Genomic DNA, 11,940 nt, shown 5'->3' with positions numbered 1-11,940 from the left:
CAGGGTGGGTTGCGGTTGTCGGGCGGGCGGGGCACGTCGCCGTTGTCGGGAATGTGGCCGTCGCGGTGTGCGCAAACCGCACATCGCGGGCCCCCGCGGCGTGATCCACTCGGTTTTGCTGAAGTCGCGGTATCCGAGTGACGTGGTTAGCGCGACTTCAGGGAAACCGAGTGGATCACGGCTGCGCGCCCGGCTGCGCGCCCGGCCGCCAGCCCTCAGACGAGGGCCAGGCGGCTTTGCTGGGCAGGCGGATTAGCTGGGCAGGCGGGGGCCGGCTTCGCGCTGTTCGGCCAGCCAGGTTTCCACCTCGTCGGAGGTGCGGGGCAGCCCGGCCGACAGGTTCACCGCGCCGGTCGCGGTGACCAGCACGTCGTCCTCGATCCGGATGCCCACACCGCGCAGCTCGGCGGGGACCAGCTCGTCCTCCGGCTGGAAGTACAGCCCGGGTTCGACGGTGAGCACGTAGCCCTCGCCAAGCGCGCCGTCGCGGTACGTCTCCTTGCGCGCGTTGGAGCAGTCGTGCACGTCGATGCCGAGCATGTGGCCGAAGCCGTGCAGCGTCCACCGCCGGTAGACGGTCGACTTCTCGTCCATTGCCTCGTCCACGCCCACCGGCAGCAGGCCCAGCTCGGCCAGCCCTTCGGCGAGGACACGCATGCAGGTCAGGTGGACGTCCTTGAACTTCACCCCGGGGCGGATGGCTTCGATGCCGGCCTGCTGCGAGGCGTACACGATGTCGTAGACCTGGCGTTGCAGGGCGGTGAACCGGCCGTTCACCGGCAGCACCCGGGTCACGTCGGCGGTGTAGAGGTTGTGGCCCTCGACACCCATGTCCATCAGCAGCAGGTCGCCCGGTCGGGTGGCGCCGTGGTTGTGCACCCAGTGCAGGATCGTGGCGTGTTCGCCGGCGCCGACGATCGAGCCGTACCCGACGTCGTTGCCGTCGTGGCGGGCCCGCAGCGCGAAGACGCCCTCCAACAGCCGCTCGGAGACCGCCCGGTCGGCCGGCAGGATCCGGGCCACGTCCTCGAAGCCGCGGACGGTGGCGTCGATCGCGTCCTGGAGTTGGCCGATCTCCCACTCGTCCTTGACCAGCTTCATCTCCGAGATGGCGATCGCCAGCTCCCGGTCCCGAGCTGGTTGGCCCTCGACGCGGGGCCCGTCGTAGGGGCGGACGGCCGCGTCCACCTGGGCGTCGAAACCGCGCAACACCCGGGTACGCCCCGGAGCGAGGTCGGCGAGCGTAGCCTCCAGGCCGGTCAGGTCGGCGGTGGGCAGGCCCAGCTCGGTCGACTTCTCACCGAGGGTGTGCCGCCGGCCGACCCACAGCTCACCGTTGCGGCTGCGGAAGAACTCGTCGGTCTCCCGGGAGGACCGGGGCCGCATGTACAGCGTCGCGTCGTGCCCCGAGCCGTTCGGGCGCAGCACCAGCACGCTGTCGGCGTCGTGGTCGCCGGTCAGGTAGGCGAAGTCGCTGCCCGGCCGGAACGGGTAGTCGGTGTCGTTGGCCCGGACCTTCTCGGTGCCGGTGGGGATCACCAGCGTCTCGCCGGGGAAGGCCGCCGAGAGGGCCGCCCGCCGCTTGGCGTAGTTGGGCGTCTCCGGGCGGGGCGTCACGGGGAGCGCCGTGTCGCGCCAGCCCTGCCGCATGAAGGACAGGAACGCCTCCGGGAAGTCCGGATCGTGCGATTCCGTACCGTCCGTCGGCGTACCGTCGGTCTGTCCCTCGGTCATTGCGCCGCTCCCTCCGCTTCGTTGCTGGTCCCGACGGTACCGCGCGCCCGGTTGGCGGTAACGCCCACCGGGAGTCGGGTGGATCGACGGACGGCTGCAAGGGCCGACGGCGAGCGTGGAAAGATGGCCACCATGTGCGGACTTCTGGCCTTCTTCAGCGCGAACGGCAACGCCGCCGCGCATCGCGACCACATCGCCGGAGCGTTGGAATGCCTGCACCACCGCGGCCCCGACGAGACCGGGGTCGAGGTGGTCGGCGACGCCTCCGGCCGGTACGCGGACGGCGTGTTCGCCCACAAGCGGCTGGCCATCATCGACGTCGCGTCGAGCCACGAGCCACTGCCCTACGCGAACGGCCGTTACCTGCTGACCTTCAACGGCGAGATCTACAACTACATCGAGCTGCGCGAGGAGTTGATCAGGAACTTCGGTGCCCAGTTCGCCACCGCCGGCGACGGTGAGGTGATCGTCGCGGGCTACCACTTCTGGGGTGAGCAGGTGCTCACCCGGTTGCGGGGCATGTTCGCCTTCGTCATCTGGGACCGGCAGGAGCGGCGGGCGTTCGGTGCTCGCGACTACTTCGGCATCAAGCCGATGCATTACCTGGAGACCGCCGACGGCCTCTATCTGGCTTCGGAGAAGAAGGCGCTGCTGCCGTTCGCGCACAGCAACTACCAGGGCGACGCGGGTGTCGACACGGCAAACCTGAGCCACTACCTGACTCTGCAGTACGTCCCCGAGCCCGGCACCCTGCACAAGGGCATCAGCCGGATCGGCTCGGGGGAGTACCTGAACTGGACTCCGGGCGGCCGGATCGACGTACGCCGGTGGTACCGGCCGGTGTTCCGGCCGGCGCCGGTCGACGACGAGCAGAAGCTCTACCACGAGATCCGCGAGACGCTGCGGGAGAGCGTGCGCATGCACATGCGCTCCGATGTGCCGGTTGGCTCGTTCCTGTCCAGCGGCATCGACTCCACAGCGGTGGTGGCGTTGGCCCGTGAGTTCAACCCGAACATCCTCACCTTCACCGTCGGCTACGACGTGCCCGGTTACTCGGAGATCGACGTCGCGCAGGATTCGGCCCGCCACCTCGACGTCACCACGATCCCCACCAAGATCGGTCCGCAGGACATGATCGACGCGCTGCCGAAGATCGTCTGGCACCTGGACGACCCGGTGGCCGACCCGGCGCTGGTGCCGCTCTACTTCGTGGCCAAGAAGGCCGCCGAGCACGTCACGGTGGTGCTCTCCGGTGAGGGCGCGGACGAGTTCTTCGGCGGCTACACGATCTACCGGGAGCCGCTGTCGCTGGGCACCGTCAACGGCCTGCCCGGCGGTGTGCAGAAGGGGTTGCGCGCGGTCTCCAAGGCGATCCCGCAGGGGGTCAAGGGCAAGAGCTTCCTGGAGCGCGGGACCACCCCGATCGAGGAGCGTTACTACGGCAACGCCCGGATGTTCACCGAGGAGGAGAAGCAGCACCTGATGCGCCGCTACGACCCCTCGGTGCGCTACACGGATGTCACCGCCCCGATCTACGCCGAGTGCACGGAGCTGGACGACGTCACCAAGATGCAGTACGTCGACCTCTACACCTGGCTGCGTGGCGACATCCTGGTCAAGGCCGACCGGATCTCGATGTCGCACTCGCTGGAGGTGCGGGTGCCGTTCCTCGACCGTGAGGTCTTCGACGTCGCCGCGAAGATCCCGGTCGACCTGAAGCTGCCGCCGCGCTCCGACGCCACCAAGTACGCGATGCGTCAGGCGTTGCAGGGAGTTGTGCCGCCGGCCATCGTCAACCGCAAGAAGCTGGGCTTCCCGACCCCCACCCGGGTCTGGCTGCGCGGCGAGATGTACGAGTGGGCCCGGCACGTGCTCAGCACCTCGGGTGCCGGCGATCTGCTCGACCTGTCGTACGCGTTGCGGCTGCTCGACGAGCACAAGCGGGAGGAGGCCGACCACTCCCGCAAGGTGTGGACGGTGCTGATCTTCTGCATCTGGCACGCGATCTTCGTGGCCAAGACGCTCGACCCGGGCATCCAGCGCAACCAGTCCGCGCTGCTCACGAAGCCGGTCGTCGGCTCCATGGTCCGCTGACCCCCTGCCCCACCCTGTTGATCAAGAGGTTTGCGTCATCCGGAGCGTTTCCGGTGACGCAAACCTCTTGATCATTTCAGGTGGTGGTCAGCGGCGGGCGCAGGTGACCGTGGGGAGCCCGTTGGTTCCTGTGGAGCTGGCCAGGAAGCCGAACGTTGTGGTGCCTTCCGGTGCGACAGTGCCGTTGTAGGCGACGTTTGTCGCCGTCACCGTCGAGCCGGACGACGTCTGGGTGGCACCCCAGATCTGACTGATCGATTGTCCGTTGGGCCAGGTCCAGCTCGCGGTCCAACCGGAGAACGGCGTACTGCCGTGATTCATGATCGTGACCTCGCCCTGGAAGCCGCCCTGCCAGGCGCTGGACACCTTGTAGGTGGCCATGCAGTCACCGCCGGACGGCGGCGGGGTGGTCGGGTCGGTCGGCGGATCCGTCGGGTCGGTCGGCGGATCGGTGGGGTCGGTCGGCGGGTCGGTCGGGTCGGTCGGCGGGTCGGTCGGCGTACCACCCGGGCCCACGCCGGTGACCTGGCCGCTGCCGCCGTCGAACGTCACGTCGGAGCAGCCGAAGAAGTTCTCCTGCGAATCCGAGCGGACCCAGCGGGAGTAGATGATGTGCCGGCCACTCTTACCCGACGGCAGGTTGCCGCTGAAGTAGTAGTGCCCGTCGTTGCTGCCGACGCTGCCGCGCTGCGGCGGGTTGGTCACCGTGAGGAACGGCTCCTCCAGGTCACTCCAGGCCAACGCCCGGGTCGGGCTCCAGCTGTTCTTCGTCACGTAGAAGTAGAACGTGCCCGGGTGGTGCGCCCAGTTGCTGTACTTGAAGTCCAACCGCGCCCCGGACGTCAGGTGGGTCAGCGGCCAGTCGGTGCGGGGCAGGTCGTAGCCGCGGAAACCGGAGTTGCCGCCGCTGCACAGTTGCCCGTCCGGGATGAAGCCGGTGGTCCGGCCGCCCGCGTCGGAGCGCAGCACACTGAACCAGTTGTAGAGCGAGTTAGCCCCGCTCTGCGCCACCGCGGCGGCGCACGCAGGGTTGTTCGGCCTGATCTCACCGGTCTGGCTGCGGCCGTCCTGCCAGCACAGGTAGGTGCGGCTGCCCGGCGTCATCGCCGCGCCGTGCGCGGCGGCCGGACCGGACGCCACGGCGACAGCGCCCAGCGCGAGGGTCACGGCCGCGGTGAGTAACGCGGCCGTACGGGAACGATTCACGGGTTCTCCTGACTCGCGAGGCGTGCTGCCTGAGCCGCCTCGCCGCAATCGGGTGGGATGTGGCCTGATCGCCCCGCTGTCGTGAGCGGTGCGACGATCACAGCGACGTGCCCCGGCGGAAACAGCCAGTGGACGTGCGCCGTCGACGGTCCTGTCCTGGACCGGTGCCCTCGCGTCTAACCAACCCGGCAACCGGCGGCGCGGCAGCCCTCGCACCGCCCGGTACGCGTCATCCCACCATGTCGCACGGGCCGAGCGCAATAGGTGTTCCTCGATGCAGGAGAAGACCCGCCGGTCGCCGTGGAACGCCATATCCTGCCTACGGGGAGCGGGAACGGAGAGGCGGCCGTCGGTGCCGGACGTGTTCGACGAGGTGCACCGCCGGTGCCGCGACGGCGAGCCGGTCGCGCTGGCCACCGTCGTGGCCACCTGGCACTCCGCCCCGCAGCCACCCGGCGCCGCCATGGGGGTCGCGGCGGACGGCACGGTCGTCGGCAGCGTCTCCGGCGGCTGCGTCGAGGCGGATCTCTACGAACGGGCCTGCCGTGTGCTCGACACCGGCCAACCCGAGCTGCGCCGCTACGGGGTCAGCGACGACGACGCGTACGCCGCGGGCCTGACCTGCGGCGGCATCCTGGACGTGTTCGTGGAGCGCGTCGACGCGAACGCTCTGCCGGCGCTGGACGCGATCGCCGCCGCCCGCCGCAACGGCCATCCGGCGGCAATCGTCACCTGCGTGGCCGCCGACGCCGACAACCCGACAGCCGACGACCGCAAGCCAACAGCCGACGCCGACAAGCCACCGGCCTACGCCGACAAGGACGCCCACGACGACCGGTCGAGCGACCCGGCCCGGCGGCTTGGCCGGCGGCTGGTCCTGACCGGCCAGCGGTCCGTCGGCTCGCTCGGCGACGACCGGCTCGACGACGCCGCCAGCGCCGACGCCCTCGGGCTGCTCGCCGCCGGGCGGAGCGGGATGCTCCGGTACGGGTACCACGGGCAGCGTCGAGGCGGCGGGATCAGTCTCTTCGTGACCACGTACGCCACCCCACCCCGGATGGTCGTCTTCGGAGCGATCGACTTCGCCGCCGCGGTGGCCCGGATCGGCGCGTTCCTCGGCTACCGGGTCACCGTCTGCGACGCCCGGCCGGTCTTCGCCACCGCGCGGCGCTTTCCCGAGGCGGACGAGGTGGTGGTGCAGTGGCCGCACCGCTACCTGCGTACGGAGTTGGCAGCCGGTCGGCTCGACGAGCGGACGGTGGTGTGCGTGCTGACCCACGACCCGAAGTTCGACGTGCCGTTGCTGGAGTTGGCGCTGCGCCACCCGCTGGCGTACGTCGGCGCGATGGGCTCACGGCGCACCCACGACGAGCGACACAAGCTGCTCAGTGAGGCGGGGCTCAGCCCGGCGCAGCTGGCCCGGCTCGCCTCCCCGATCGGGTTGGATCTCGGTGGTCGTACCCCGGAGGAGACTGCCGTGAGTGTGGCCGCGCAGATCGTCGCGGCCCGGTGGGGTGGCACCGGCCGCCCGCTCGCTGCGCTCGACGGCGCGATCCACCGGTCGGGGTAGCGGGCACGTCGGTGCGTGGCCTTCGGCGCCCATCGGGCCGCGCGCTGTGCCAGCCTGAGGCCACGGCGATCGCCTCGGCGACCGGCGGCCGGTGGCGACGACGAGAGGATCGGCATGGGATACGCGGTGGTGCTCGGTGAGGCGCTCGTCGACCTGCTCGACGGCGAACTCGACGGGCAGCGGGTCTATCGGCAGGCCATCGGCGGCGGCCCGCTCAACGTCGCGGTCGGGGTGGCCCGACTCGGCGGGTCGGCACAGTTCGTCGGCTCGCTCGGTGATGACGCGTTGGGCGGCCGGATTCGCACGTTCCTCACCGCGGCCGACGTCGGGGTGGCCGGTGCGATCACGGTGCCGGCCCCGACGACGCTCGCGGTGGTCACGTACGCCGGACCGGAGCCGGACTTCCGCTTCTACGGCGAGCCGGCCTCGTACGGGCTGCTCGGCCCCGACGATCTGGATCTGGCGCTGCTGGAGGGCGCCGACGTGCTCTACTGCGGCTCGATCGTGCTGCTCCAACCCAGCACGCTGGCCGCCGCCCGACGTGCCTGGTCGCTCGCCCCCGGCCTGCGGGTCTTCGACCCGAACGTACGGCCCCGGCTGCTGAGCGGGCCAGCCGCGCTGGAAGGGCTGCGCGAGGTGGTGGCCGAGTTCGCGGCCGGCGCGCACCTGGTGAAGCTGAGCGCCGCCGACGCCGTGCTGCTCTATCCCGGCGAGCCGGTGGAGGGCGTGGCGGCGTACCTGCGCGAGTTGGGGGCGGCCACCGTGGTGGTGACGCTCGGCGCGGCCGGCGCGGTGCTGGCCGCCGCCGAGGCCGATCCGGTCCGGGTGCCGGCCCCCAAGGTCAACCCGATTGACACCACCGGCGCGGGCGACTCGGTGATGGCCGCGCTCATCGCCGACCTGCTCGTCGACGGCGAACCGGAGGGCCCGTCGGGCTGGGTCGACCGGGTGGCGTTCGCGCTGCGGGTGGCCGGCCTGGTCTGCGAATCCCCGGGCGGCGCCACCGCCATGCCCACCCGCGCCGCCGTCCTGACCCGCTTCACCATCTGACCACGCCCCGGGGGTGGGTTGACCTCCGGCTTTTGTGAGCGTTAACATCGATGACGCGCGATGGAAATATGGTGTCGTCGGGGGAGGCTCTGATGCGTGTGGTCCTGGTACCTCTGGGTTTCCGCCACGTCGCGGCCCTGCTGGTCATGCTTCTCGTGGCTGCCGGGATGGTCGTCGCCGACCCGCCGGAGCGGGCGGCCGCCTGGGACAACGGGGTAGCCGACACCCCGCCGATGGGCTGGAACAGCTACGACTCGTTCAACTGGAGCGTCACCGAGGCTGACGTCCGGGCCAACGCCGACTACATGGCCACGAACCTGCGGCAGTTCGGCTGGGAGTACGTGGTGATCGACTGGGCCTGGTACTACCCCGGTCGGCACAACAACAGCCCCAACCAGGACGCGAGCCTGCAACCCCGGCTTCGGATGGACGCCAACGGGCGGCTGCTGCCCGACACCACCCGATTCCCCTCCGCCGCCGGTGAGAACGGGTTCAAGCCGCTCGCCGACCACGTCCACGCGCAGGGGCTGAAGTTCGGCGTCCACCTGATGCGCGGCATTCCCCGCCAGGCGGTCGCCGACAACGTCCCGATCCTCGGCACCACCTGCCGCGCCAACCAGATCAACAACACCACCACCGCGGCCTGGCTCAACCTGATGTGGGGCCTGAACATGTCCAACCCCTGCGCGCAGGCCTACCTGGACTCGATGTTCCAGTTGCTGGCCTCCTGGGGCGTCGACTACGTGAAGGTGGACGACATCGCCGCCCCGACCTACCGGCAGTCCGAGGTCGAGGGGTACCGACTGGCCATCCAGCGCAGCGGCCGTCCGATGGTGCTGAGCCTGTCACCCGGCCCGACCTCGCTGGCCAACGGCGCACACGTCCAGGCCAACGCGCACATGTGGCGGATCGTCAACGACCTGTGGGACAACTGGTCGTCCGTCGACGCGCTCTTCGACCAACTGCGCAACTGGACCCCGTACCGCACCACCGGCGCCTGGCCCGACGCCGACATGATCCCGATCGGCCGGCTCTCCAAGTACGGGCCGGTCGGGTCGCCGCGATACTCCAACCTGACCTCCGACGAGCAGCGCACCCTGATGTCGCTCTGGGCGATCAACCGGGCGCCGCTGATGTGGGGCGGCAACCTGGTCGAGAACCGCGCCGCGGAACTGGCGTTGATGACCAACGCCGCGGTCCTGGGGGTCAACCAGAACAGCACCAACAACCGTCAGCTCTACGGCGGCAGCCGGCAGGTGTGGACCGCCGACGTGCCGGGCAGCAACCATCGGTACGTCGCCCTCTTCAACCGGGACAGCAGCGCGGCGCAGGTGTCGGTGAACCTCGCCGACCTCGGGATCGGGTCAGCCGCCGTGACCGACCTGTGGTCCGGAGCGGCCCTCGGCACGGTGACCGGCACCCTCAGCCGTTCGATCCCCGCCCACGGGGCCGGGCTGTACCGGCTGGCCCCGGAGACCACAGTGCCGGTGCCCGCCACGTACACCCTCACCGCGCGGCACAGCGGCAAGCTGCTGGACGTGTACAACAACGCGACCACCGACGGCGCCGAGATGGTGCAGTGGACCGCGAACGGCCAGCCCAACCAGCGGTGGCGGTTCCAGGACGCGGGTGGGGGCTACCAGACGGTGGTCAGCGTGCACAGCGGCAGGTGCCTCGACGTGTACGGCGGCGCGACAGCGACCGCCGACGGGGTCCGCGTGATCCAGTGGAGCTGCAACGGCGGCACCAACCAGCAGTGGCGCGTACAGGACCTCGGCACGGGTTACCTGCAGCTCGTCGCCCGGCACAGCGGCAAGTGCCTCGACGTGCTCAACTCCGCCACCACCGACGGGGCCCGCGTCGTGCAGTGGACGTGTGGCACCGGCAGCAACCAGCAGTGGCGACGCACCCCGGCGTAGGCGGGTCAGGCGTCACCGTTCAGCTGAAGGTAGGCGCGGTGCGTGGCGACCAGGGCGGGGCGGGCGCCGAACGGAGCCTCGGCGGCCACCCGCTCCGGCGGGGCGCTGCCGGTGTGCGCGGCCCGGATCAACCAGGCCAGCTTCGCCAGCTCCGCGTGCTGGGCCCGGACGAAGTCGACGTCCACCGGGTCGCCGTGACCCGGGATCACCACCGTGCGCGCGGTGGTCAGCCGCAGCAGGTCCGCGACCGCGTCCGGCCACTGCAGGGGGTACGAGTCCTCGAAGGCGGGCGGGCCGCTCTGCTCCACCAGGTCGCCGACGACCAACACGTCGGCGTCCGGCACGTGCACCACCAGGTCGGCGTCGGTGTGCCCCCGCCCCGGGTGTCGCAGCAGCACCCGCCGGCCGCCCAGGTCGAGGACCGTCTCGACATGCACCGTGTGCGTCGGGGCGAGCAGTGGGGTGTCGGCCAGCTCGGCGGCGAGCGTCGGGTGCTCCGCGAGCAACTCCTCGTACGCCTCCCGGCGCAGCCGCTCCGGCTCCTCGCGCAGGGCGGCGGCGGCCCGTGCGTGCGCGTACACCGGGCGGGGTGGGTCGCCGGCCAGGACGGCGTTGCCGAAGCAGTGGTCGTAGTGATGGTGGGTGTTGACCAGCGTCAACGGACGGTCGGTGATCGCCCGGACGGCCGCGGCCAGCTCGGTGGCCTGGGCGGCCGACGAGAGCGTGTCCACCAGTAGCGCCTCGTCGTCACCGACGACCAGTGTGACGTTGACCCGCAGCAGCGGCTCGGCCAGCACGTGCACCCGGTCGGCGACCTCGACGAAACCCGCGTTCACGACGCCCGCCCAGCGCGCTCGACGAAGCGTCCCCGGTCGACGAGGATCCGCTCCACCCGACCCCGGGCCACCGTCTGGTCGCCGTCGCTGACCGTGACCTCGAACGACAGCCGGCGACCATCGACGGCCGCCAGCAGCGCCTGGGCGCGAACCGTCCGGCCGACCACGGTCGGCGCCAGGTGCTCCAACTCGACCCGGGTGCCCACGGTCGTCGAACCGGGCGGCATCCCGGTCGCCGTCGCCGCGACGGTGGCCGCCTCGGCCAGCGCCACCACCCGGGGAGTGCCCAGCACCGGTACGTCCCCGGAACCGACCGCCTGGGCGGTGTCCGCGTCGGTGACGGTCAACTCGACCTGGGCGGTCAGACCCGGCGTGAGGGCCGGCTCGGGCTGCTCCTGCATGGTCGTCAGCCTAGGGGCTCACCGGGCCGGTCGAGCACGCGGCCGGGGATCCGGCACCGCCCGCCCTCCCACCTGTGCACGGCCTCGCCGGGTGGTCCCCGTCGGTCGATGCCGTCCCCGTCGTTAACCTTGACTCCGATGGCCGTCGTGACTGACCCCCAGCCCCCCGCCCGGACCGACCCGCCCGCGTCCCCGGACGGGGGTCGTCGGCGCATCGTCGCCATGACCGTCTGGGCGGTCGCCTTCGTCGCCGCGTGGCTGGCCATCGGCCTGCCCACCGACCCGGCGTACGCCTTCGTCTGGATCTGGGCCGCGACCATCGCCTGGAACAGCGAACGCCCGTGGCGTAGCCACCTGCGCTTCGCCCGGGACTGGGTGCCGGTGGTGCTGCTCTTCATGGCGTACAACCTCTCGCGCGGCTTCGCCGACAACGGGGCCACCCCGCACGCGATGGAGCTGATCGTCGCCGACCGGTCCATGTTCGGCTGGGCCACCGGTGGTGAGGTGCCCACCGTCTGGTTGCAGCAGCACCTCTACCGCCCGCAGGTGCACTGGTGGGATGTCGCCACGAGCTGGGTGTACTTCTCCCACTTCGTGGTGACGCTGGCCGCCGCCGCGGTGCTCTGGCTGCGCGACCGGCACCGCTGGGCCGCGTACATGCGGCGCTGGGGTTTCCTCTGCGCGGCCGGCCTGGTCACCTACTTCGTCTACCCGGCTGCCCCGCCCTGGTGGGCGGCGCAGAACGGGCTGCTCACCGAGGTCGCCCGGATCTCGACCCGGGGTTGGAAGGCGTTCGGCATGCACGGCGCCGGCAACGTCCTCAACGCCGGCCAGATCGCCTCCAACCCGGTCGCCGCGATGCCGTCGCTACACACCGCGTGGGCGTTGTTCGTGGTGCTGTTCTTCCTCACCGCCACCCGTCGTCGGTGGTGGCCGCTGCTGCTCGCGTACCCGCTGGCGATGACCTTCACCCTGGTCTACTCGGGTGAGCACTACGTGATCGACGTGCTGGTCGGCTGGGCGTACGTGGGGGTGACCTTCCTGGTCGTCGGTCTGGCGGAGCGCGGTTGGGCGGTGTGGCGCGCCCGCCACCCGAGCGGCAAGGCGGAACGCCCCACGGAGCAGCCCAC

General features: G+C 71.0%; 9 protein-coding genes. 5 read left to right on the top strand and 4 right to left on the bottom strand.

Annotated features, from left to right (window positions below):
* Positions 1 to 252: 252 nt before the first annotated feature.
* Positions 253 to 1,734 carry an aminopeptidase P family protein gene (locus DLJ59_RS35745; RefSeq protein ID WP_124778525.1) on the bottom strand — a complete coding sequence of 494 codons (1,482 nt, stop codon included), beginning with the start codon at positions 1,732 to 1,734 and terminating at the stop codon, positions 253 to 255.
* A gap of 132 nt (positions 1,735 to 1,866) precedes the next feature.
* On the opposite strand from DLJ59_RS35745, the gene asnB reads away from it, so the two are divergent.
* Positions 1,867 to 3,828, top strand: a complete 1,962-nt coding sequence (gene asnB, locus DLJ59_RS35740; RefSeq protein ID WP_091405235.1) for an asparagine synthase (glutamine-hydrolyzing) — start codon at positions 1,867 to 1,869, stop codon at positions 3,826 to 3,828.
* 87 nt (positions 3,829 to 3,915) lie between these two features.
* On the opposite strand, the gene DLJ59_RS35735 is transcribed toward asnB, so the two are convergent.
* The gene (locus DLJ59_RS35735; protein ID WP_124778524.1) at positions 3,916 to 5,034 is read right to left on the bottom strand and encodes a lytic polysaccharide monooxygenase; all 1,119 of its coding nucleotides are present in this window, start codon (positions 5,032 to 5,034) and stop codon (positions 3,916 to 3,918) included.
* A 352-nt stretch (positions 5,035 to 5,386) separates the two neighbouring features.
* On the opposite strand from DLJ59_RS35735, the gene DLJ59_RS35730 reads away from it, so the two are divergent.
* The 3 genes from DLJ59_RS35730 to DLJ59_RS35720 all read left to right on the top strand — a co-directional run bounded on the left by DLJ59_RS35730 (position 5,387) and on the right by DLJ59_RS35720 (position 9,573).
* Positions 5,387 to 6,604, top strand: coding sequence for an XdhC family protein (locus tag DLJ59_RS35730; protein WP_124778523.1), 1,218 nt, complete (start codon positions 5,387 to 5,389; stop codon positions 6,602 to 6,604).
* Between the two features lie 114 nt (positions 6,605 to 6,718).
* Positions 6,719 to 7,654, top strand: a complete 936-nt coding sequence (locus DLJ59_RS35725; RefSeq protein WP_124778522.1) for a carbohydrate kinase family protein — start codon at positions 6,719 to 6,721, stop codon at positions 7,652 to 7,654.
* A 92-nt stretch (positions 7,655 to 7,746) separates the two neighbouring features.
* A complete protein-coding gene (locus DLJ59_RS35720; protein ID WP_158630957.1) occupies positions 7,747 to 9,573 on the top strand; it encodes an alpha-galactosidase in 1,827 nt (608 codons plus the stop codon).
* A gap of 5 nt (positions 9,574 to 9,578) precedes the next feature.
* Here DLJ59_RS35720 and DLJ59_RS35715 read toward each other — a convergent pair whose 3' ends face one another.
* Both DLJ59_RS35715 and DLJ59_RS35710 read right to left on the bottom strand, forming a co-directional pair.
* On the bottom strand, positions 9,579 to 10,409 hold the full coding sequence (locus DLJ59_RS35715; RefSeq protein WP_124778520.1) for an MBL fold metallo-hydrolase: 831 nt from the start codon (positions 10,407 to 10,409) through the stop codon (positions 9,579 to 9,581).
* Positions 10,406 to 10,810 (bottom strand): thioesterase family protein, encoded by a 405-nt coding sequence (locus tag DLJ59_RS35710; protein ID WP_124778519.1) that lies wholly within the window; start codon positions 10,808 to 10,810, stop codon positions 10,406 to 10,408. The genes DLJ59_RS35715 and DLJ59_RS35710 overlap by 4 nt, the downstream gene beginning before the upstream one ends.
* A 138-nt stretch (positions 10,811 to 10,948) precedes the next feature.
* On the opposite strand from DLJ59_RS35710, the gene DLJ59_RS35705 reads away from it, so the two are divergent.
* A partial coding sequence (locus DLJ59_RS35705; RefSeq protein ID WP_148097000.1) for a phosphatase PAP2 family protein occupies positions 10,949 to 11,940 on the top strand: 992 nt, incomplete at its 3' end.

This window comes from Micromonospora inaquosa, from assembly GCF_003857055.1.
In the GTDB taxonomy this organism is placed as follows: Bacteria; Actinomycetota; Actinomycetes; order Mycobacteriales; family Micromonosporaceae; genus Micromonospora; species Micromonospora inaquosa.
This window is presented reverse-complemented; position numbering and strand designations above follow the sequence as displayed.

Bases quoted from the DNA above. Each gene is read 5' to 3' on its own strand.
- DLJ59_RS35745 (WP_124778525.1), bottom strand. From the start codon at position 1,734: ATGACCGAGGGACAGACCGACGGTACGCCGACGGACGGTACGGAATCG.
- asnB (WP_091405235.1), top strand. From the start codon at position 1,867: ATGTGCGGACTTCTGGCCTTCTTCAGCGCGAACGGCAACGCCGCCGCG.
- DLJ59_RS35725 (WP_124778522.1), top strand. From the start codon at position 6,719: ATGGGATACGCGGTGGTGCTCGGTGAGGCGCTCGTCGACCTGCTCGAC.
- DLJ59_RS35720 (WP_158630957.1), top strand. From the start codon at position 7,747: ATGCGTGTGGTCCTGGTACCTCTGGGTTTCCGCCACGTCGCGGCCCTG.
- DLJ59_RS35710 (WP_124778519.1), bottom strand. From the start codon at position 10,810: ATGCAGGAGCAGCCCGAGCCGGCCCTCACGCCGGGTCTGACCGCCCAG.